This window comes from Pseudomonas sp. LAM2023, assembly GCF_016620375.1.
Classification (GTDB): Bacteria; Pseudomonadota; Gammaproteobacteria; order Pseudomonadales; family Pseudomonadaceae; genus Aquipseudomonas; species Aquipseudomonas anuradhapurensis.
On sequence record NZ_JAENHV010000017.1, the window covers coordinates 345,650 to 365,807 of the forward strand.

Annotated in this window: 19 protein-coding genes and 1 riboswitch; of the genes, 6 read left to right on the top strand and 13 right to left on the bottom strand. The window is 64.0% G+C overall.

Annotated elements, in window-relative coordinates:
- Positions 1-37 precede the first annotated feature (37 nt).
- From JKP78_RS11575 to JKP78_RS11605, 7 genes are all read right to left on the bottom strand, one after another.
- The gene (locus tag JKP78_RS11575; protein WP_186686434.1) at positions 38-682 is read right to left on the bottom strand and encodes an MBL fold metallo-hydrolase; all 645 of its coding nucleotides are present in this window, start codon (positions 680-682) and stop codon (positions 38-40) included.
- A 72-nt stretch (positions 683-754) separates the two neighbouring features.
- A complete protein-coding gene (locus JKP78_RS11580) occupies positions 755-1,447 on the bottom strand; it encodes a sensor histidine kinase (protein ID WP_170028286.1) in 693 nt (230 codons plus the stop codon).
- The gene (locus JKP78_RS11585; protein ID WP_170028285.1) at positions 1,444-3,051 is read right to left on the bottom strand and encodes a response regulator; all 1,608 of its coding nucleotides are present in this window, start codon (positions 3,049-3,051) and stop codon (positions 1,444-1,446) included. Before JKP78_RS11585 ends, JKP78_RS11580 begins: the two co-directional genes overlap by 4 nt.
- 158 nt (positions 3,052-3,209) lie before the next feature.
- Positions 3,210-5,921: a LuxR C-terminal-related transcriptional regulator gene (locus JKP78_RS11590; protein ID WP_200626690.1), complete on the bottom strand. Its 2,712-nt coding sequence runs from the start codon at positions 5,919-5,921 to the stop codon at positions 3,210-3,212.
- A gap of 319 nt (positions 5,922-6,240) precedes the next feature.
- Positions 6,241-7,605: a DUF1329 domain-containing protein gene (locus JKP78_RS11595; RefSeq protein ID WP_200626691.1), complete on the bottom strand. Its 1,365-nt coding sequence runs from the start codon at positions 7,603-7,605 to the stop codon at positions 6,241-6,243.
- A 25-nt stretch (positions 7,606-7,630) separates the two neighbouring features.
- Positions 7,631-9,517, bottom strand: a complete 1,887-nt coding sequence (locus JKP78_RS11600; RefSeq protein WP_200626692.1) for a DUF1302 domain-containing protein — start codon at positions 9,515-9,517, stop codon at positions 7,631-7,633.
- A gap of 331 nt (positions 9,518-9,848) precedes the next feature.
- Complete coding sequence (locus tag JKP78_RS11605; RefSeq protein ID WP_200626693.1) at positions 9,849-11,531, bottom strand: fatty acid--CoA ligase; 1,683 nt, start codon at positions 11,529-11,531, stop codon at positions 9,849-9,851.
- Positions 11,532-11,768: 237 nt separating this feature from the next.
- Here JKP78_RS11605 and JKP78_RS11610 point away from each other — a divergent pair, with 237 nt between their 5' ends.
- From JKP78_RS11610 to JKP78_RS11620, 3 genes are all read left to right on the top strand, one after another.
- The gene (locus JKP78_RS11610) at positions 11,769-12,734 is read left to right on the top strand and encodes a 2-hydroxyacid dehydrogenase (protein WP_200626694.1); all 966 of its coding nucleotides are present in this window, start codon (positions 11,769-11,771) and stop codon (positions 12,732-12,734) included.
- A 52-nt stretch (positions 12,735-12,786) separates the two neighbouring features.
- Positions 12,787-13,785, top strand: coding sequence for a class I SAM-dependent methyltransferase (locus JKP78_RS11615; protein WP_200626695.1), 999 nt, complete (start codon positions 12,787-12,789; stop codon positions 13,783-13,785).
- Positions 13,786-13,824: 39 nt separating this feature from the next.
- Positions 13,825-13,964: riboswitch (yybP-ykoY riboswitch) on the top strand.
- A gap of 90 nt (positions 13,965-14,054) precedes the next feature.
- On the top strand, positions 14,055-14,636 hold the full coding sequence (locus JKP78_RS11620; protein WP_170034036.1) for a TMEM165/GDT1 family protein: 582 nt from the start codon (positions 14,055-14,057) through the stop codon (positions 14,634-14,636).
- Positions 14,637-14,760: 124 nt separating this feature from the next.
- On the opposite strand, the gene JKP78_RS11625 is transcribed toward JKP78_RS11620, so the two are convergent.
- From JKP78_RS11625 to JKP78_RS11640, 4 genes are all read right to left on the bottom strand, one after another.
- Positions 14,761-15,576 carry a M48 family metallopeptidase gene (locus JKP78_RS11625; protein WP_170028278.1) on the bottom strand — a complete coding sequence of 272 codons (816 nt, stop codon included), beginning with the start codon at positions 15,574-15,576 and terminating at the stop codon, positions 14,761-14,763.
- Between the two features lie 115 nt (positions 15,577-15,691).
- Positions 15,692-16,312 carry an SOS response-associated peptidase gene (locus JKP78_RS11630; protein WP_200626696.1) on the bottom strand — a complete coding sequence of 207 codons (621 nt, stop codon included), beginning with the start codon at positions 16,310-16,312 and terminating at the stop codon, positions 15,692-15,694.
- A 15-nt stretch (positions 16,313-16,327) separates the two neighbouring features.
- A complete protein-coding gene (locus tag JKP78_RS11635) occupies positions 16,328-16,588 on the bottom strand; it encodes a putative signal transducing protein (RefSeq protein ID WP_170028276.1) in 261 nt (86 codons plus the stop codon).
- The gene (locus JKP78_RS11640) at positions 16,588-16,773 is read right to left on the bottom strand and encodes a CPXCG motif-containing cysteine-rich protein (RefSeq protein ID WP_170028275.1); all 186 of its coding nucleotides are present in this window, start codon (positions 16,771-16,773) and stop codon (positions 16,588-16,590) included. Before JKP78_RS11640 ends, JKP78_RS11635 begins: the two co-directional genes overlap by 1 nt.
- Positions 16,774-16,895: 122 nt before the next feature.
- Here JKP78_RS11640 and JKP78_RS11645 point away from each other — a divergent pair, with 122 nt between their 5' ends.
- Entirely contained in the window at positions 16,896-18,065 is a 1,170-nt protein-coding gene (locus JKP78_RS11645) for a 1-acyl-sn-glycerol-3-phosphate acyltransferase (RefSeq protein ID WP_200626697.1), read from the top strand.
- 93 nt (positions 18,066-18,158) lie between these two features.
- Here the strand turns inward: JKP78_RS11645 and JKP78_RS11650 are convergent, their stop codons facing one another.
- Positions 18,159-18,419, bottom strand: coding sequence for a hypothetical protein (locus JKP78_RS11650; protein WP_186673704.1), 261 nt, complete (start codon positions 18,417-18,419; stop codon positions 18,159-18,161).
- Between the two features lie 160 nt (positions 18,420-18,579).
- Here JKP78_RS11650 and JKP78_RS11655 point away from each other — a divergent pair, with 160 nt between their 5' ends.
- Entirely contained in the window at positions 18,580-18,786 is a 207-nt protein-coding gene (locus tag JKP78_RS11655; protein WP_170028272.1) for a hypothetical protein, read from the top strand.
- Between the two features lie 102 nt (positions 18,787-18,888).
- Here the strand turns inward: JKP78_RS11655 and JKP78_RS11660 are convergent, their stop codons facing one another.
- Positions 18,889-19,473, bottom strand: coding sequence for a YajG family lipoprotein (locus JKP78_RS11660; RefSeq protein WP_186686372.1), 585 nt, complete (start codon positions 19,471-19,473; stop codon positions 18,889-18,891).
- A gap of 145 nt (positions 19,474-19,618) precedes the next feature.
- On the opposite strand from JKP78_RS11660, the gene JKP78_RS11665 reads away from it, so the two are divergent.
- Positions 19,619-19,852, top strand: a complete 234-nt coding sequence (locus tag JKP78_RS11665; RefSeq protein WP_170028270.1) for a hypothetical protein — start codon at positions 19,619-19,621, stop codon at positions 19,850-19,852.
- Positions 19,853-20,158: the final 306 nt, after the last annotated feature.

The window sequence follows — 20,158 nt, forward strand, 5'->3', positions numbered from 1 at the left end:
GCAACGAAAAATTCCGTGAAAGTGCCTTCATGTGCCATCAGGCCCGCACGAAGGGGTTTTCGCGCATCTCGTCACCCAGCCGGGTATCAGGCCCATGGCCGGTCACCACGATGGCCTCTTCATCCAGCCGGTAAAGCCGCTCCCGGATCGAACGCACGATAGCCCGCTGGTCGCCGCCCCACAAATCGGTGCGGCCAATACCGCGACGGAACAGGGTGTCGCCGGCGATCAGCAGCTTGGCATCGGCAAACCAGAAACTCATCGAGCCCGGCGTGTGGCCTGGGGTATGCAGGGCCACGCCGCAGCCGCAGGCCAGCTCTTCGTCGTCATTCAGCCAGCGGTCTGGCGCAGGTACCGGGGTATATGGCACGCCGAACATCTGGCACTGCATCTCCAGGTTGTCCCACAACGCCTGGTCGTCCTTGTGCAGGTGCAGGGTGGCACCGGTCAGCGCCTTGAGCTTGCCAGAGGCCAGGAAGTGATCGAAGTGCGCGTGGGTATGGATGATGCTCACCAGCGTCAGGCCATGGGCCTGCAGGCGGGCCAGGATCTTCTCCGGGTCACCGCCCGGGTCGACGACGATGGCCTTCTTGCTCAGCGGGTCGCCAATCAGGGTGCAATTGCATTGCAAGGGGCCTACGGGGAAGGTTTCGCGAATAAGCGCTGGCGATGGACTATGCATGGGGGAATACGGCAGCTGGTTGATCGGAAGAGTTTGCATGCGTGCCCGTCCGAAATGCAAACCCTGCCAGTTTCAAGGCAAGAACAGCTTGAACAGCCCCCCGCCGAGCGCCCCGCCATTGGCGATCTCGATGCGCCCGCGCACCCCGCCGCTTTCATGTAACGCCGCGATGCGTGCGGCAAAGTAAAGGCCAAGGCCGGTACTGCCGCTGGTCGAATCGATGCCCTGGATGAATTCTTCCTGGCGTTCGAGCATGCGCTGTGGATAACCTGGCCCGTCATCGTTGACGCAGATGGCCAGCTGGTTGTCGGCTTCCTCGATGGTGATCAGCAAGGCATGCGCGGCAAAGCGAGTGGCGTTGGTGATGACGTTGGCGACCACCGAGGCCACCAGCTCGCGGTCGAAGAAGCCCAGTGGGTTGTCGGTGTCGACGCGCCAGGTGGCGAGGATGTCCTTGTGCCTGAGCACTTCCTCGTGGGCGGCCAATTGGGCTTCGATGAAGTCGTCCAGCTCGTGGTAGTCCGGGCATACCGGCAGCTGGTTGACGCCCAGTTTGTACAACCCCAACAGCTGCACCAGCATGCCGTTGAGGTGGCGAAACTCATGTTCCATCACCCCCTGCTCGGTACCACCGCGCAGTTCTTCGGGCAAACGCTCCATCCACTGGTTGTGGGCCTGGATCAGCGCCGACAGGGAATTCTTCAGGTCATGCACGGTGGAGGCGATCACCGTGGAAAAATCCAGCCCTTGATTGTCTTGATTCATGCGCCGAACACCCGAATGTGCAATTTGCGGTAACGGTCGTAACGGTTGTCGCTGGCGGGGATGCCGGCCACGCTGGTCAGGGCGTCGCGGCATTCCTGCATGATCGCTGGCTGGGGGTTCTCACCGCCGATGCGCAGCAGCGCCTGGGCGGTGTTCAGGGCGATACTGATGTTTTTCGGCTGCAAGCCCAACGCCTTGCGGAACAGCTGCAACGCCTCGCCAAGCTGCCCCTCCTGGTAACTGCGCACGCCTTGGCGATTGAGGCTGACGGCTTCGGTAATGGCATTGAGCACGCCCGGGTCGCTGGTCAGCTTGCCCACCTTTTCCATGACCTTGGGGTCATCACCGTAGCTTTCCACACAGCCCTTCAGCACACCGGCGGCGGCGGCTTCCTGGCCCATGGCCTGCAACTGTGCGGCGACGGTCAGGGCCGAATCGACCGAGAAGAACTGGTTCATCTTGTCCAGGCGCTGGATAGCCTGCTCGGTCAGTTTGGCCGCGGTTTCCGGGTCGCCGGCCTGCTGCAGGCTGGCGGCCTTCATCATGCGCGCGCGCACCTGCAACCCCTGGTCCTCGGGGTTGTCCTTGGCCACCTCGCTGAGCGTGGCGTTGATCTCGACCCGGGTGCGTGCATCCAGGCCAAAACCGGAATTCTTGTTCATCAGCGACTGCACCAGGCCAAGGTTGTTCTCGGGGTCCTTGTAGCGCGAGCTCTGGCCCTGGTTCACCGCATGGCGAAACGCCTTCGAGGCGCTCTCGAAGTCGTCGTTTTCCAATGCCAGCTTGCCCAGCGTCGACTGCCGGCGCACCGACAACGGTGACAGCCGCACGGCTTCTTCGAGCATGCTCTGCGCACGCCTGGTTTCGCCCTGGGCCACCAGCACCTCGGCCATGCCATCGTACAGGCTTGGCATGATCGGGAAGGCCTTGAGCGCCTGCTCGTACACCCCCTGGGCCTGGGCATTCTGGCCACGCTTGTGCATCAGGCTGCCCAGGGCCGCGTACACCCACGGCTGCGGGCGGCTGGCGAGGATGGCCTTGAGGAATTTCTCCAGTTCCTCGAAGCGATTGAGATTGCGCAGGGCATCGGCCCGATAGCGCAGGCACAGCGGCGCCAGGCGCGGGTCGCGCTTGCACAGCTCGGCGCAGGCAGCCAGCACTTCGGCCGGGCGATCGCGGTCCAGGGCCTGCAGGATCGGCTTCAGCAGGTTCTTGCGCTGGTACAGCTTCTCGACGCGCTGGGCCAGGCCAACCCGGTTGAACGGCTTGGTCAGGTAGGCATCGGGCTCGTGCTCGATGGCGCTGAGGACAATGGCCTGGCTGCTCTCGGCCGTGACCATGATGAATATGCACTCATGGCTGATGTGCTTGTCGAGGATCAGGTCTTCGAGCACCTGCTGGCCATTCTTCTTGCCGTCGCCCAGGTGGAAGTCCTGCAGGATCACGTCATAACGCTTCTGCGCGCACATGCGCAGCGCCTGCTCGCCGCTGTCGGCGGTGTCCACGTCACGCACACCCAGCTCGCGCAGCATGGACCGGGTCGACGTGCGAAAGTCGGTAAAGTCGTCGACGATCAGAAAGCTCTTTTGCCCGTACTGCAGCATCAACACGGCCTGCCTTGGAATAATTGAAAAATCGCGCGAAGCGATGCCACCGCTAGCTGTATCGGCAGCGGCTCGGGAAAGATGAGGGCAGCGCGTTGGCGGCCATCAGCCCTGGCCTCGGTCATGACGCTAGCGGGCAATGCCCTGCGCAGCCAGCTTCAGGCCAGCAGCCCCAGGGTTTTGGCCTTGGCCACCGCCTGGGTACGCCGCTCTACCCCCAGCTTGCTGTTGATATGGCTGGCGTGGGTTTTTACCGTGTGCAGGGAAATGAACAGCCGCTCGCTGATCTGCTGGTTGGAACAGCCTTGGGCAATCAGCTCCAGCACCGCCAGCTCACGGCCGCTCAGCGCTTCGCCGCTGCCGCTGCAGGGCATCTGCGGCAGGCGCTTGAGCAGCTCGGCCTGCACCGGGCAAGCGGCGCTTGCCTGCAAGTGCTCGTGAAGCCACTGCGGGTGCTGCTCCAGCAACGGCTGAAACGGTTGCAGCACGCCGCCACGGGCAGCTTCCAGCAGCCTGGGCAGCAACTGGGCGGCCTGCCCTTCCCGGCCTTCGCCCAACAACAAGGCAAGCCACTGGCACAGGGCGTTGACGGCCAGCAGCATGCCGCCATTGGCCTGGCCGCGCTCCACCAGGCCGGCCAGGCGTTGCTCCGCAGCGTCGCCACGCGACTGGGTGCGCTCCAGCAGCGCCTGTTGCAAGGCAATGTGCAGCGGCAGCAACGGGTGGAATTCCGGCGCCGCCGCCGGGTGTTCGCCGCCATAGGTCTGGCCCAGGCGCAGCAGCCAGGATTCGGCCAGGTCCATGCGCCCCTGGGCCAGCCACAACTCGCATTTGACCAGGGTGATCATGGCCAGGTAGTAGACCGGCGGGACGTCCCAGATGTGCATCAGCCGCTCGGCCTCGGCCAGTTCGGCAAAGGCCTCGGCAAAATGCCCTTCGCGGCCATCCAGGGTGGCAATCACGCAGTGGCCGATGAGCACGCTGATGTCACGGCACGCCCGTGCCTCGCCCAGCCCCGCACGCAAGCGGGCACGGCCCTGGGCCGGTTGCAGGCGCGAGACCAGCAGGTAGCCTTCGTACAAGGTCAGGCGCGCGCGCACGGCATACAGGCGCTGCGCCGACAGCCCTTGCAGGCGTTGCAGCCCCTGGCGCACTTCGTCCAGTGCCCGCAGCACCTCGCCACGCGCGTGCAGGACGCGTGCGCGGTCGTAATGGGCCAGGGCCTCGAACAACGGGTTGCCGACCCGCTGCGCCAGCTCCAGGGCCTCGCGGTTCCAGCCCCGCGCGCGCCAGAAGTCGCCATCGGCAATCGCCAGGTTGGACAATGTCGACAGGCACACCAGGCGCTGGCCATAACGCTTGTTCGGCAGGCTTTGCAGGGCTTCACTGCAATAGGCCAGGGTGCGTTCGCGGTCGCCACGGCCCCGGGCGATCACACCGCTGAGCGCCAGCCACTGCGCCAGCATGGACTTTTGCGCGGTCGCCGAAGGCGCCGGCAGGAAGCGGCTGAGGTAGCCTGCCAGCTCCTCGGCCGCGTCCAGTTGGCAGGCCAGGCCCAACGCCCAGCTGTACAGCACGATCAGCCGCGGCGTGCTGATCAGCAGGCTGTCGGGCAGGTCCATCTTCCAGCGCAGCAACATGCCGACGTTCTGTTCGGCCAGCAATTGTTCCTCGGACAAGCTCTGCACCAGGTTGGCGGCGACATCCAGGTGGCCGGCACGCAGGGCTTGTTCCACCGCCTCGTCCAGCAGGCCCTGGCTTTCGAACCAGCGGCAGGCGCGCAACTGCAGCGCTGCCAGCGGCTGGCTGGCCTGGCGGCTGCGCAACAGGTCGGAGAACAGGTGGTGGTAGCGAAACCAGTGGCCATGCTCGTCCAGCGGTACCAGGAACACCTGGTGCGCCTGCAGGAAGCGCAGGATCGCGGCACTGTCGTGGCGACCACGCACGGCATCGCACAACGGGGCGCAGAAGCGTTCCTGGCAGGCGGTGTCGTAGAGGAAGGCCTGCACGTCGGCCGGTAGCCTGTCGATGACTTCTTCCAGCAGGTAATCGCGGATCAAGCCTTCGCCGCCATGCAAAGCCTGGGGCAAGGCCTGCTCGTCAGCGGACTCGCTGGCCGCCAGCTGCCAGAAGCGCAACCCGGCCACCCAGCCGTCGCTGCGCTGGATCAGGTTGTCCAGCGCCTGGCCACGCAGGCCGGTGGGTTGGCGGCCGATCACCGCCAGTGACTCTTCGGCGGTCAGCCGCAGGTCCTGCTCATTGAGTTCGACCAGCTGCCGCGACAGGCGCAGGCGCGCCAGGTGCCAGTCCGGGCGCTGGCGGCTGGTGACCAGCAGCACCAGGCCGGGCGGCAGGTGATTGAGAAAGAACTGCAGGCAACGGTCGAGTACCGGCCCTTGGGCCAGGTGATAGTCATCCAGCACCAGCAACAGCGGCGTATCGGTTTGCAGGTACTGCGCCAGCTCGTCGAGCAGGCCATCGAGCCATTCCTCGAAGGCGAACGGCTGGTGGCGCTGGCGCATTTTCAGCAGGCCCATGGCCTGGCCGCCCAGCGCCGGGCAATACTGCTGCAGGCCTTCGAGCAGGCGCTCGAGGAAGCGGCCAGGGTCGGCATCGCGCTGGCTCAGGCCCAGCCACAGGCTGCGCCAGTGTTCGGGTAGCGCTTCGCAAAATTCGATGGCCAGCGAGCTTTTGCCGAACCCTGCGGGGGCGTTGACCAGCAGCAGCCGCCCGCCGAGGCCGGCCTGCAGCCGCTGGCACAGGCGCAGGCGCGGGACATGGCCGTCCGGCAAGGGCGGCCGGAAGAAACGCCCGTCCAGCAGGCCCAGGGCCTGGCTGGTGAATCCATGCGTACGGGACAGATCTGTCATGGCCGGCTCGTTCTGGTTGGAAGACTACGGCGATATGGATGCCTGCGAGACTAGCGGGTAACGCTGCGTATTTGAAGATGATGGGCGCCACCGGGCCGGAAAAGACTACGACAAAAAGCAACAAGGCTGATGGACAGGAGCTGGAGCGGGGGTTTGGAGAGATATTCAGCAGGTTTATCGGCTGTTCCGGGCGCTTCGCGGGTAAACCCGCTGCCACCTGAACTGCGCTATCCCGGTAGCAGCGGGCTTACCCGCGAAGCGCGCGGAACAGGCAAATGGAAACGCCCCGGCAAGCCGGGGCGTTCTGGGGCTGCACAACCTAGCGAATGCCCGACTGGCGCAGTGCCGCAGGCTGGAAATCCGCCTTGCTGGCACTGAAGCCGAAGTCGTAGGCGCGCTTCTCTTCGTTCTTCATGCCCAGGGCCAGGTAACGGCCTGACTGCAGGTCGTAGATCGCCTCCAGGGTGTACCACGGTACTTCCACGTTGTAGTACGGCTGGGCATGGGCCTCGGACACCCGCCACAGCTGGCCACGGCCGTCATACTGGTCGATCACCGCTGCCTGCCAGGTGTCTTCGTCGATGTAGAAGTCACGCTTGGCGTAGATGTGCCGCTGGCCCGGCTTCAAGGTGGCGACCACGTGCCACACACGGCGCAGCTCGTAACGGGCCAGGTCCTGGTTGATGTGGCCGGCCTTGATGATGTCGGTGTACTTGAGCTTGGGATCGTCGAGCTTGAAGGCATTGGAAGCGATATACAGCTCCTTCTTGCCTTCGAGCTTCCAGTCATAGCGGTCCGGGGCGCCGTTGAACATGTCCAGGTTGTCCGAGGTGCGCAGGCCGTCGGCGGCGGTACCCGGGCCGTCATACGACACTTGCGGTGCCTGGCGCACGCGGCGCTGGCCAGCGTTGTAGATCCACGCCTTGCGCGGTTCCTTCACCTGGTCGAGGGTTTCGTGTACCAGCAGCACGGTACCGGCCAGGCGCGCAGGCGCGGTCACTTCCTGCTTGAAGTAGAACAGGATGTTGCCCGGGTTGTTCGGGTCGTAGTCCTTCATCTTGTCGCGGAAGACGAACTGGTCGGAAAAGTACACAGGGTTGAAAGACCCGTTCTGCTGCGGCGTGGCCTGGGTCACCAGGCGGCTGACGCTGCCGCCGCGGTAGCGGGTGATATGGTTCCAGATCACTTCCAGGCCGCTTTTCGGGACTGGGAACGGTACGGCGGTGCGGAAGTTGCTCAGGCCGTTGCCGCCTTCGACCAGGGTGGTCTTGGTGGCGTTTTCCTTGATGGCGGCGAACACATCGGCCGGTACCGTGGCACCGCGATGGGTCTTGTATACCGGAAGCTTGAAGGTGTCCGGGTAGCGCTTGAGCATGGCCAGCTGGCCCGGCGACAGCTTGTCCTTGTACTGCTCGGCATTCTGCGCGGTGATGGTGAACAGCGGTTTTTCACTGCCGTACGGGTCGGACAGGAAGCCCTTGCCGTCGGCGCTGCCGGCGCTCTTCGCCAGCGGCTCCCATGGGCCGATCGAGCCATCGGCGTTACCGGCCTTTTCGGCCCCCATCGGGGTCAGGGTACTGCCCAGCTTGGCTGCCTCGTCGGCGGATACCGCAGCCATGACGCTGGTGGCCAGCAGGGACAGGCCCAGTACACCGGCCTGCAGCAGACTTCTGGTCTTGTTCATGTCGTGTCGTCCTGGATCTGTGTGCTTAGAAGTTCACGCCGAAGCTGAGCGCGACGAAGTCACGGTCATCCACGGTGGTGTACTTGCCATCGAAGAAGTTGGTGTACGACAGGCTTGCCGTGTAGGTGTTCTGGTACTCGGCGTCGAGTCCCAGGCTGACCGCCTTGCGGCCTTCCTCGAAGTTGGCGCCCGGGCCTGGCGAGTAGCCGGAGACGTCATGCGACCAGGCCACGCTGGGTTTCAGGTTGACCCCGGCGAAAACGTCGTTGTAGTCCCAGATGACCCGAGCGCGGTAACCCCAGGAAGTACTGGTGGTAAAGCCATCGTTCTCGCAGTTGCGCGACAGGTTGGCGGTAGAGGCCCCAGCGCCTGCGCCCGCGATGGTGCTGGCATTGAGCGCCTGGCAAGTATTGGCACCGCCCGTGGATGGCAACGGGCCGGGGCCGAATACAGGGTCACGACCGTAACGGGTATCGTGTGCGCTCTCCAGGCCGCCGACATGAGTGACACCCACCTCACCGACCACCGTCATGCGGCTGGCGCCCATCACCTGGTCGAAGAAGTGCGTCAGGGTGGTCTGGAACTGCGTGATTTCCTTGCGGCGGTAGCCGTGCAGGTCCTGCCCTGGCGTACCGCTCAGCAACGATGCATTGCTCAACGCGCCGCCAATCGGACGCACCCCGGCGAACAGGATATCCGTGGTATTGAGCTGCACGGGTGCGTTGGGGCGATAGCTGAGTTCGCCGCTCCAGGCGGTCCCGGTGGGCAAGGTGGTGGAGAAGCTCAAGCCATAAAGGCGAATATCTTCGGGATACTCGACGAAGTACTCGGAATTGCCAGCCACGATCAGCGGTGCCAGCGCACGCAGTTGTGCAGGCAGGGCGCTCAACCCGCCAAACACGGAAGGCGGTGCGCCTGTGGCGCTGAAGATTGGCGCACGGCTGTGGTAGTTCATGAAATAAGCGCCGAATTCAGTATCCAGCGGCTCGAACATGTAACGCATCGCTACGCCGAACTGGCCGCTGTCGCGCGCATCACGATCAGCGCCACGGCGTACCATCACCCCCTCTTCGTTGATGTTCACGCCCCGGCTGGCCAGGAACTGCTGCGCCGCGCCCGGCACCGTGCGGCTGCTGTTGAGCACGCGCAGGTTGTCGGTACAGCCGTCGGCAATGATGTCCGGCTGGGAGAAGAAGGTGCCGCAGTTGTCGACGACCGTCTGGTCCCACTCGATCTGGTAGAAGGCCTCGGCCGACAGGTTGTCGGTCAGGCTCTGCGAGACGTAGAACATGTTGACCGGAATCAGGCCTTCCTTGATCTCGGCCCCCGGGCGGCGGAACGCCGACACGTCGATCGGGTTGATCGAGTTGATGCCGCCACCGATGAAGGTACTTTCACCCCAGCTCACCACCTGCTTGCCCAGGCGTACCGAGCCTGGCTGATCGCCGATGGAATAGTTGTGGTAGACGAAGGCATCGAGCAGCTCGGCACCGGACGACTTGGCCCCCTCCTTGCGGTTGGAGTCGCTGATGTCCTTGGATTCGCGGCCTTCGTCTTTCAGTTCGAAGTCGTACCAGTACTTGCCCCGCACGAATACGCCAGTGTCGCCGTACTTGAGCTCCAGGTCATGGATGCCCTTGAAGATCTTGGAGAAGGTTTCGCCCTTCTTGAAGTTCAGGTGGCCATCGTCCGATGTCTGCGACAGGCCCTTGCCGCCGTTGTTCACCCCGATCAGGTTCTTGTTGGGGTTGGCCGTCGACCAGCTGGCGCCGATGGAGAGCGACGAGTCGAACTGGCCTTCGATTTCACCAATGTTGAAACTGACAGCGAAAGCAGGACTTGCGAGCGTGGAAGCAAGGCTGACGGCCAAGGGCAACTTGGCCCGGCGCCAGAACGGGTTTGCAGATTTCATCGACGCTACTCCATGTACTTTTTTTGTTATGGCAGTGAGTCCTTTCAAGAACGGCCCGAGCGACCGGTTTGCAGGCTTGCGCCCGCGACGACATGGCTTGCGCATGTCGCCACCCCCATTCCTGAAAATCCCCTGGCCCCGACTATAGCCAGCAAGGCACAGGCGCTTGATCCCTCTAAAGTGTGATTTGCGCTCCGTGCTGCCAACGCGCTGCCGTGTGCTGTCGGTGGCGCGCTGGCGGTGCTAAAGGATGGCGTATTTTCGCCGTTTGGCAAGGTTGGAGCGCTCTAGAATGCGGGTCGCATGCTGTGCAAGGCGACCCGCAGGGCGGTTACAGGGTGGAAAGGAAGGCGCTGTTGCTGGCCTGCCACTGGACGATGTCCTGGCGGATGCGTTTCTTGTCGAGCTTGCCGACGCTGGTCTTGGGAATTTCAGTAACAATGGCGATCTGGCTTGGAATCGCCCATTTGTTGATATGCCCTTGCTCGACAAAGGGCTTGAGGTGCTCCTTGAGTGCCTTGGCGTCGATGGCCTGGCCTTCGCGCACCACCAGCAGGGCAAACGGGCGCTCGCCCCATTGCGGGTCGGCCACCCCCACCACGGCCACTTCGCGCACCGCCGGGTGACGGCTGACCAGGTCCTCCAGATCAAGCGAGGAAATCCACTCGCCACCGGTCTTGATCACATCCTTGATGCGGTCGCGGATGTCGATGTAGCCCATGCCGTCCAGGGTGGCGACATCACCGGTGTGCAGCCAGCCCCCCTGCCACAGCTCCTCGCTCTTCTCCGGCTCCTTGAAATAGCCCAGGGTCAGCCAAGGTGCACGCAACACCAGCTCGCCCTGGGTTTCGCCGTCGGCAGGCAGGAAGTTGCCGTCACCGTCGACGATCGCCGCTTCCACCAACGGTACCGGCACGCCGGCCTTGATGCGGTAGGTGACGCGCTCATCGTCGCTGCCGGCCTGCAGCTCGTCGTTCAGGTGGGCGGCGGAAATCAGCGGGCAGGTTTCCGACATGCCATACGCCGCAGTCAGCTGGATGCCACGCGCCAGGGCGGCCTGGTACAGCGAACGGTTGAGCGCGCTGCCGCCAATGATGATCTTCCAGCCGCCAAAACTCTGCCCTTGGGCGGTCGGGCAGTTGAGCAGCATCTGCAGGATGGTCGGCACGCAATGGGAGAACGTGACCTTTTCCTCGCGCCACAGCTTGACCAGCATCTCCGGCTCGTAGCGCCCCGGGTACACCTGCTTCATGCCGAGCATGGTGGCAACGTAGGGGATGCCCCAGGCGTGCACGTGGAACATCGGGGTGATCGGCATGTACACGTCGTCGCTGCCCATCAACCGCACGCTGTCGATGCTGCCGGTCACCGAAGCTTCGGCCAGGGTATGCAGCACCAGTTGCCGGTGAGTGAAGTACACACCCTTGGGGTTACCGGTGGTGCCGGTGGTGTAGAAGGTGGTGGCCACCGAATCTTCGTCGAAATCCGGGAAGGCGTAGTGCGGGCTGGCAGCGGCCAGCAGTTGCTCGTATTCGCCGACCAGCCCGGGCAGCTCGGCGGTCTTGCCCGGGCCATCGGTCAGCAGCAGGGTCTTGTCGACAGTGGTCAATTGCCCGGCAATGGCCTGGTACAGGCCGACGAAGTCGCTGTTGACCAGCACCACGCGGTCTTCGGCGTGGTTCATGGTGTAGAGGATCTGCTCGGGCGACAGGCGCACGTTGATGGTGTGCACCACCGCACCGATCATCGGGATGGCGAACATGCATTCCAGGTAGCGGTGGCTGTCCCAGTCCATCACGGCCACGGTGTCACCCGCCTTCACGCCCGCCTCGGTCAGCACGTTGGCCAGGCGCGCAATGCGCTCGTTGAGCTGTGGATAGGTCAGCCGCAACTGGTCGCGGTAGACGATTTCACGGGTCTTTTCATAGCGGCTGCCAGACATCAGCAGGCGTTTGATCAGCAGCGGGTAGGCGTAGGCGCCCTCGGCGGGCTTGATGATGCGGGTCTGCAACATGGGTATCCCTTTCTGGAAAAGGCGGGCCGGACAACTCTGGCAACTACTGTAGTCCGCCAATGTGACGGCCAAATCAGCCGAAGGAATGATTTGTGCGCCAAAGGTATGAGTGACGGGCGTTGACGGGCGGTAACCGCGGGCTAGACACTGCGCTGACAGCTTCAGGATTTGTGCTGGATCTGCAGGCCCTTTCGCGGGCCAGAACACCGATACCCCTGCCCTGCACCGGAGAGCCCCATGCCCAGCCCGCGTCGTGCCGTGTTTCTCGATCACCAGTCCCTGGACCTGGGCGATCTCGACCTCTCGCCCCTGAAGCAACAGTTCGACGAATTCGAGCTCTACGCCGCAACCCGCCCGGACCAGGTCGCCGAACGCCTGCAGGGCGCAGTGGCGGTAATCAGCAACAAGGTCGTGCTCGACGCCGCGGCGCTAGTCGCCAATCCGCAGCTGAAGCTGATCCTGATTGCCGCCACCGGCACCAACAATGTCGACCTGGCGGCGGCCCGTGCCCAGGGCATCACCGTCTGCAACTGCCAGGGCTACGGCACCCCGTCTGTGGCCCAGCACACCCTCGCCCTGCTGCTGGCCCTGGCCACCCGCCTGTGCGACTACAACCAGGCAGTGGCCGACGGCCGCTGGGCCGAGGCCAGCCAGTTCTGCCTGCTGGATTTCCCTATCGTCGAACTGGAAGGCAAGACCCTCGGCCTGCTCGGCCACGGCGAGCTGGGTGGCGCGGTGGCGCGGCTGGTTGAAGCCTTTGGCATGCGCGTACTGAGCGGGCAGATCCCCGGCCGCCCGGAACGCCCCGACCGGCTGCCGCTGGACGAGCTGCTGCCACAGGTCGACGCCCTGAGCCTGCACTGCCCGCTGAACGAGCACACCCGGCACATGCTCGGCGCCCGCGAACTGGCGATGCTCAAGCCCAATGCACTGGTGGTCAACACCGCTCGCGGTGGCCTGATCGACGAGCAGGCGCTGGCCGACGCCCTGCGCAGCGGCCACCTCGGCGGCGTCGCCACCGACGTGCTGAGCGTGGAGCCGCCGGTCAACGGCAATCCGTTGCTTGAACCCGGTATTCCGCGCCTGATCATCACCCCGCACAGTGCCTGGGGCGCAGTGGAGTCGCGCCAGCGCATCGTCGGCCAGCTGAGCGAGAACGCCCAGGCCTTCTTCGCCGGGCAGCCGCGCCGCGTGGTCAGCTGAGCGCGGCGCCCGGCTCTGCTACACTGCGCCACTTTTTCAGGAGGCGTCGTCCATGGACCCGCGCAGTGAAGTGTTGCTCCGCCAGGCAGAGCTGTTCCAGGGGCCGCTGCTGCTCGCCGGCGCCCCCGCCGACGGCCTGCTCGGCCAGTTGCCCCAGGCCCAGGCCTGGACCTGGCATGCCGGCGATCAGGGCATCCTCGAAAGCCGTTACGCCGGCCGCAGCCACTACGGGGTCGAGCCGCCACAGGTGGCGTTCGACAGTGCCGTGCTGTTCCTGCCCAAGTCCCGCGAATTGGCAACCTACCTGCTCAATGCCCTGGCCGCGCGCCTGGGCGGCCGCGAGCTGTACCTGGTCGGCGAGAAACGTGGCGGCATCGAAGGCGCAGCCAGGCAGCTGCAGGCGTTCGGCAAACCACGCAAACTCGACAGCGCCCGCCATTGCCAGCTGTGGCAAGTGAGCATCGACCAGGCACCAGAAGCCAAACCCCTGGAAAGCCTGGCCGAACGCTTTGAACTCGCCCTGGAAGACGGCCCGTTGCACGTGGTCAGCCTGCCCGGGGTGTTCAGCCATGGTCGCCTCGATCGCGGTACAGCCCTGCTGCTCAAGCACCTCGATAACCTGCCAAGCGGGCATGTGCTGGACTTCGGCTGCGGCGCCGGGGTGCTCGGCGCCACGGTGAAACGCCGTTATCCGCAAAGCCGCGTGACCCTGCTCGACGTGGATGCCTTCGCCGTGGCCGCCAGCCGCCTGACCTTGGCGGCCAACGGCCTGGAAGGCGAAGTGATCAGCGGCGACGGCATCGACGCGGCCCCTACCGAACTGAGCCTGATCCTGAGCAACCCGCCATTCCACACCGGGGTCCACACCAACTACCAGGCATCGGAAAACTTGCTGAAAAAATCGGCAATTCATCTGCGAAAAGGTGGCGAAATGCGCCTGGTGGCCAACAGCTTCCTGCGCTACCAGCCGCTGATCGAAGGCGCGCTGGGCAACTGCCGGGTGCGCGACGAAGCCGATGGCTTCCGCATCTACCAGGCAACACACGGATAAAAACAGCGCTTGCCGAAAGCGTTTTGCCTAGGCAGAATCCGCACCGTCCTAGGGGAGTAGTCTCCCGCGAGCGCCCAGCTCGCCCGGTACGCGTCAACATACTTGGCCCACAGGCCATGGCGCGTGCGACCCACCATGCAGGCTGCATGGCGAGATCCGCATAGACGGATCCAGGGTTTGACAAGACCTATGACACGCACACCTTACCCGGGGCGGGGAGGCTGTACGTGTCATAGCCGTGTCGACCCGCCCCCGTAGGAATCCTGATGCTGGAATCTCTGTTGGTCCCCACCGCAATCGTTGCGCTCGCCGAAATTGGCGACAAGACGCAACTGCTCGCGCTCATTCTCGCGGCCCGCTTCCGCAAGCCATGGCCGATCATCGCCGGCATCATCGCGGCGACCCTGGCCAACCATGCCGCAGCCGGTGCCGTGGGGGCATGGGTCGGCAGTTTCTTCAGCGCTGCGGCGCTGCACTGGGTGCTGGCCGCGAGCTTCACCGCCACGGCGCTGTGGACCCTGGTGCCGGATAAGATGGATGACGACGAGAGCCCGGCGCGCCGCTTCGGGCCGTTCCTGACGACGCTGATCGCGTTCTTCCTGGCGGAAATCGGGGACAAGACCCAGGTCGCCACGGTGATGCTGGCGGCTCAGTATCCGCACCTGATCATGGTCATCATCGGCACCACCCTGGGCATGCTGATTGCCAACGTACCGGTGGTCCTGGCAGGTAACTTCGCAGCAGACAAACTGCCGCTGACGCTGATTCGTCGCCTGGCAGCGACAGCGTTCTTCGTGCTGGCGATCGTGGCCGTCTACTCGGCGATGAAGGCCAGTGGCTGGGTCGGGTAACCCGCAAGGCGCGGCTGCTGCGCAGCCCATCGCGACACAAGGCCGCGCCTACAAGCAGTACGCGCCTGCTGTACGAGCGGCCTTGTGTCGCGACAGGGCCGCGAAGCGGCCCCATGACCAGCAATTACTTCTTGGCCGCCTGATACAGCGGCATCACCTTCGGAATCGCCGCCTGCAACGAAGCGATACGGCTCGATGACGCCGGGTGGGTGCTCATGAACTCGGGCGGCGCACCTTCGGAAGCCTTGGTCATCTTGTTCCACAGGGTGATCGCGGCATTCGGGTCGTAACCGGCACGTGCCGAGAGTTCCAGGCCAATCAGGTCGGCCTCGTTCTCGTTGGCCCGGCTGTTGGGCAGGGTCATGGCATAGTTCACCACCGTGTCGGCCAGGGCCATGCTGCTCTGGCCCAGGCCGAAGATGGCACCGGCACCCTGGCGGGCCATTTCCACGCCATACGCCTTGGACATCGCCTCGCGGCTGTGCTCACGCAAGGCGTGGGCGATCTCGTGGCCGACCACCGCGGCGATTTCCGCATCGGTGAGCTTGAGCTGGTCGATCAGCCCGGTATAGACGATGATCTTGCCACCCGGGCCGCAGTTGGCGTTGAGCTCGTCGCTCTTGATCACGTTGACCTGCCAGTCCCACTGCGCGGCATCCGGGCGGAACTTGGGGGCCTGGGCGATCAGGCGGTCGGCGATGGCCTGCACGCGCTTGGCATCGCTGCTGGACTTGTCGAGCACGCCTTTGCTGGACGCCTCGCCGAGGGTCTGCTGGTACGACTGGGCGTACATCTGGTTGACCTCATCGGCCGACAGCATGCTGAACATGTATTGCTGGCGTTCGACGCCGACAGCACCGCCGCTGGTGGTATTCACCGCCTGGCAGCCAGCTAGCAGGATGCCAGCACTCAACAGGCTGACGACAAAAGACTTACGCATGAAAACACTCCCTTTACTACATGCGCCGTATCCTAGGCTGACTGGCCCGTGGGCCGCCATAGCCGTAGATAAGATTTCACACTGAAGCCAGACAACCTCGGGTGCACACCGGCCATCAGGCCGGGGTCAGGCACTCCGGGGCGTCCAGCTTCGGGTCATTGACAAAGTTGGCCAACGCCCGTTCACGCAACTGTGCCGACGGGCTGGCCAGCAGCTCGTGCAGGCGCGTCAGCGGCGTGTCCGGGTCAAGCCAGGCCGCCTGCCCTGCTTCGTCCAGGATCAGCGGCCGGCGCTGGTTCATTGCCGCCTGGGTCACCACTGCACAGCTCAGCCACACCTGGTCTTGCACGGGGTAAGCCTCCCAAACGGCGGCAAAGTATAGCGATGCGCCCTCCCCTGGGGTCAACCAATACGGGCGCTTGCGCACATTGCCACGCCATTCGTAGAAACCGTTGGCCGGCATCAGGCAGCGCCGCTGGCGGAACGCATCACGAAACATCGGCTGTTCGGCCAAGGTCTCGGCACGGGCATGGGCGGGGGTGCGGGACAGGTCGGTGAGCCAGGCCGGGGTCAGCCCCCAGCGCGCCTTGGCCAGTTGCAACTGGCCGTCCAACTGGCGCTGGATCAGCACCGAAGCCCCGGGCGAGATGTTCCATTGGGCCGGTTGCCCGGCAGGAAAGCCCGGCAGGCAGGCCAGCGCCTGGGGCCAGCGAAACAGCGCGTAACGTCCACACATGGGCGAATTCAGAACCTAACAGATCAAGGTACCGGGGAAACTCTCCGGTTCGTCGCCAACCAGTGGCTGGGCGTCATTGTACGCATCGATCAGCTGTCGTGCGTATTCGGCCTGCTCATCAGCCACGGCCAGCCCCAGCAGGCCTTGCAGCGGCAGCTCGCCGGCAGCACCGACCAGGTCACGGCCAACCACGTGCACCACGACCCCTTCGCTGGCAAGCATACCCGCCAGCATTTCCGCCTCGAGCAGGCTTTCCGGTTCGTAGATGCGCTGCATCAAGTGTCATCCTCACGGCGGACTTCGAGCAGCCATTCGTCACCATGCACCTGCAGAATGCACACCACAGGCTGGCAACACACCTGGCAATCCTCGGTATAGACCTGGTCGCCAGCAGACAGATCGACGGTAGTTTCCACCCGTTCGCCACAATAAGGGCAATCGTAGAAGTCGGTTTCCAGCATCGCGGTCTCCGCAGTGACTTATGCGTATAATTGCCGGTCTGTTTACAGGGCCTGCGTGCGTCCGAGCCGTTTTTCGGAGCCCGTCCCTACCTTATTACCCTAGCCGTTTCCAACAAGAGAGCATGATGGGCGAATTCGATGCCATCCGACCGTACGACGACGCTGAGGTCCCTGCCGTTCTGGCACGCCTGCTCAGCGACCCGGCATTCCTCGATATCCTCACCCACTTCCGCTTCCCGCGTGCCGCCGGCGCCCTGGGCTGGTTGCTCAAGCCGCTGATCGCCCGCCGCCTGCGCAAGGAATTCGCCGGCGTTACCTGTGTCTCGACCTTGCAGGACAAAGTCGAGTACTACGTCGACCAGACGATCGATCGCGCCACCGACGGCGTTACCTATTCTGGCGTCGAGCAGCTCAAGGCCGGCACGGCCTACCTGTTCCTGGCCAACCACCGTGACATCGTCATGGACCCGGCCTTCGTCAACTATGCGGTGTACCACGCCGGCCTGCCCACGCCGCGCATCGCCATCGGTGACAACCTGCTGCAAAAACCCTTTGTCAGCGACATGATGCGCCTGAACAAGAGCTTCATCGTGCACCGCTCGATCAGTGGGCGGCGCGAGAAGCTGGCCGCCTACCAGCTGCTTTCGGCGTACATCAACCACTCGATCCGCAACGACGTTACCTCGATCTGGATCGCCCAGGCCGAAGGCCGCGCCAAGGATGGTGACGATCGCACCGATTCGGCGATCCTCAAGATGTTCCACATGAGCCGCAAGGACGAACCGTTCGGCGCGGTGATCCAGAGCCTGAACCTGACGCCGGTGTCGATCAGCTACGAATACGACCCATGCGACCAGGCCAAGGCCCGCGAGCTGTACATCCGCGCTACCACCGGCACCTACAAGAAGGCGCCGGGCGAGGACGACAACAGCATTGCCAAGGGCATTACCGGCTACAAAGGCCGGGTACATATCAACTTCGCCCCACCGGTGACCGAGTACTACGAGGACACCAAGCAACTGGCTGCCGAAATCGACCGTCAGATCCTCGGTGGCTACCGGCTGTTCCCGGTCCATTACCTGGCGTATGCGATGTGGGACGGCAAGGATGAGTCCTTGCAGGTGCCGAGTGCGGAAAAGGTATTCCCGGCTGATGAGCTGGCCCGGGCCAGGGAGGAATGGCTACGCCGCCTGGAGGCCTGCCCTGAGGAGCAGCGGCCGTATCTGGTGCTGCAATATGCAACGCCGGTGCGTAACCAGTATCAGGTCAGGCAGCAGGCATCGGTCGCCTGAAGGAACGCCGGCGCTGCTTTGCAGCCCATCGCAGGCAAGCCAGCTGCCACAGCGGCCGAGCTTGCCTGCGATGGGCGCAAGGCGGTGTCGAAATCAGACCCAGGTACTGAGCCAGGACAGCAGCAACGCCATCGCCAGGCACGAAAAACCCAGAATGTAGAAGTATCGCGGTACCCGCAGGTCGAACGCGTCGACCAGCACATCCTCCAGCGCCAGCATCTCGCGGGTTTCCGCCTCGCGGCGCCGTGCACTGTGCAGCAGCAACCCGCCCGGGCAGGTCAGCAACAGCGCCAGCAGATTGATCAGCTTGGTCGGATGGGCGGCCAGGAACCCCCAGAGCACTTGCAAGGACATCACGCAACCTCGGTGTGAGCGACGGCAAAGGCCCGCATTCTACCCAAGTCAAGCCCTCACGCCCGGCCCGGGCGACAAAGTGTCATTAAATTTCATCTGTCATGAGCTCGTCATCTGAACAGGCCACCCTGTCGGCCTTTCCATGACCCGGAGCTTGTTCATGCTGCATGCCGAAAACCAGGACCGCCTCTATCTGGTCGCCCAGAGCGATGACCAGCAGGCGCTGATCGATGGTTTTGCCATCAACGTGCAGGACCGCCAGTGGCTGGTGTATTGCGCATTGGGCGGGCACGCGCATGAAAGCCTGCCGGATATCGATCCCCATACCGGCCTCAGCGTGCTGGATTTCCAGATAGAAGCTGCGTAACCCTGCGCCGGCCTGTTCGCGGGCGCGCCGGCAAAAAGTCCAGATAACAAAAAACCCGCTACCTGAAACCAGGCAGCGGGTTTTCTTCGTGCGGCTGAAGGCTTACTGCCCCAGCACCTGGCCGATGCTCGGGTCCTTGAACAGGCGGGTCAGGGCATCGCTCAGCACATCACCCACCAACTGGTTGTTGGTTTCCTGGTTCGGCGCCATGCCGAAACGCTGGTCCAGCGAGGCGCCGTAACGGCCACTGTAGGTACGGCCGCCGTTGGCGACGTCGGCACGGAAGGTAGCGCCGATGGTCGCCTCGGTGACGTACAGGTTGTCTTTCGGCGACTGGTACTTCAGTTCGGCCAGGGTCACGGTCAGCTGCGGCGCGTTATAGGCGTTGGGCGTCGGGGTGAAGCCGAGCAGACGCACGGCGGCTTCGGCCTGGGCCTGCAGTTTGGGCACGATGTCGTTACCGCTGACGCTGATGGTGCTGGTTTCGGGGTACATGCCACCACGAGTGCCCAGGGACTGCGACGCCCGGCCGTCAACCACCCGGACCACCACCGGCTGGCCATGGCCGACCGGGGCGAGCTGGGCCTTGAGCGTGGGTTGCGGGTTGAGTTGTTGCGGGCTGTGGGCACAACCAACCAGGCTGAGGCTGGCCACGGTGATCAAACCGAACAACAGACGTTGCAACATGCGCGTTACTCCAGAAAATGCGGCGAAGGCCCACAGTATACCCAGCGACACATCGACCAGTCATCGGCCTGGCCCGGTTGTCACAATGGTTTCATCGCCGCGCCCTTATCCTTGCGCCAAGCCCCAACGCACAGGACCTGCTGCCATGGCCTCGCTCTGGACCCTGCTCTTCCGACGCCCGCGCCACAACGCCTATGCCCGCCTCGACGCCGACGGCAAATGCCTGGCCTTCAAGCAATGCAGCCAGGCCCCCAGCGGCAGCGGCTGGGTCCGGGTCGGGGAAATCCAGCTCGCCTGGCTGGGCCGCGAGCTGCCCGCCAGCGCCCGGGTTTGCGCACGCGCAAGCCGCCGCTGGCACCAGCGCATCCTCACGGCCTGACAAACGCTGCAATAAAAACCACGAATGGCGACATTTCTGCGCGCGACATCGCTATAATCTCCCCCCGATTATAAGGACGTCTCCTGATCGGGCCCCGCATCGCCGCTTGACCCCGGCAACTTCACCGCTTCGCCCACAGAGAGCCTTCCACTCAGGTCTTGCATCGGCTGTCGTGCCTGCTTTCCGGCCCTTCACACTGCATGAACCTGCGGGTTGCCATCGCGCAGTCCCCTTTTGAGGTTCACGTCTCCAAAAGAGCGTGAAAAAACGGTTTTCACAACTTCACAAGAGTGTGGCGAGCAAATG

What these genes read in the sequence shown, in the direction of transcription:
- JKP78_RS11660 (WP_186686372.1), bottom strand. Translation starts at nt 19,473, where the DNA reads ATGTTGCAACGTCTGTTGTTCGGTTTGATCACCGTGGCCAGCCTCAGC.
- JKP78_RS11580 (WP_170028286.1), bottom strand. Translation starts at nt 1,447, where the DNA reads ATGAATCAAGACAATCAAGGGCTGGATTTTTCCACGGTGATCGCCTCC.
- JKP78_RS11640 (WP_170028275.1), bottom strand. Translation starts at nt 16,773, where the DNA reads ATGCTGGAAACCGACTTCTACGATTGCCCTTATTGTGGCGAACGGGTG.
- JKP78_RS11655 (WP_170028272.1), top strand. Translation starts at nt 18,580, where the DNA reads ATGCTGCATGCCGAAAACCAGGACCGCCTCTATCTGGTCGCCCAGAGC.
- JKP78_RS11645 (WP_200626697.1), top strand. Translation starts at nt 16,896, where the DNA reads ATGATGGGCGAATTCGATGCCATCCGACCGTACGACGACGCTGAGGTC.
- JKP78_RS11615 (WP_200626695.1), top strand. Translation starts at nt 12,787, where the DNA reads ATGGACCCGCGCAGTGAAGTGTTGCTCCGCCAGGCAGAGCTGTTCCAG.
- JKP78_RS11650 (WP_186673704.1), bottom strand. Translation starts at nt 18,419, where the DNA reads ATGTCCTTGCAAGTGCTCTGGGGGTTCCTGGCCGCCCATCCGACCAAG.
- JKP78_RS11600 (WP_200626692.1), bottom strand. Translation starts at nt 9,517, where the DNA reads ATGAAATCTGCAAACCCGTTCTGGCGCCGGGCCAAGTTGCCCTTGGCC.
- JKP78_RS11665 (WP_170028270.1), top strand. Translation starts at nt 19,619, where the DNA reads ATGGCCTCGCTCTGGACCCTGCTCTTCCGACGCCCGCGCCACAACGCC.
- JKP78_RS11595 (WP_200626691.1), bottom strand. Translation starts at nt 7,605, where the DNA reads ATGAACAAGACCAGAAGTCTGCTGCAGGCCGGTGTACTGGGCCTGTCC.
- JKP78_RS11610 (WP_200626694.1), top strand. Translation starts at nt 11,769, where the DNA reads ATGCCCAGCCCGCGTCGTGCCGTGTTTCTCGATCACCAGTCCCTGGAC.
- JKP78_RS11625 (WP_170028278.1), bottom strand. Translation starts at nt 15,576, where the DNA reads ATGCGTAAGTCTTTTGTCGTCAGCCTGTTGAGTGCTGGCATCCTGCTA.
- JKP78_RS11635 (WP_170028276.1), bottom strand. Translation starts at nt 16,588, where the DNA reads ATGCAGCGCATCTACGAACCGGAAAGCCTGCTCGAGGCGGAAATGCTG.
- JKP78_RS11585 (WP_170028285.1), bottom strand. Translation starts at nt 3,051, where the DNA reads ATGCTGCAGTACGGGCAAAAGAGCTTTCTGATCGTCGACGACTTTACC.
- JKP78_RS11630 (WP_200626696.1), bottom strand. Translation starts at nt 16,312, where the DNA reads ATGTGTGGACGTTACGCGCTGTTTCGCTGGCCCCAGGCGCTGGCCTGC.
- JKP78_RS11605 (WP_200626693.1), bottom strand. Translation starts at nt 11,531, where the DNA reads ATGTTGCAGACCCGCATCATCAAGCCCGCCGAGGGCGCCTACGCCTAC.
- JKP78_RS11590 (WP_200626690.1), bottom strand. Translation starts at nt 5,921, where the DNA reads ATGACAGATCTGTCCCGTACGCATGGATTCACCAGCCAGGCCCTGGGC.
- JKP78_RS11575 (WP_186686434.1), bottom strand. Translation starts at nt 682, where the DNA reads ATGCATAGTCCATCGCCAGCGCTTATTCGCGAAACCTTCCCCGTAGGC.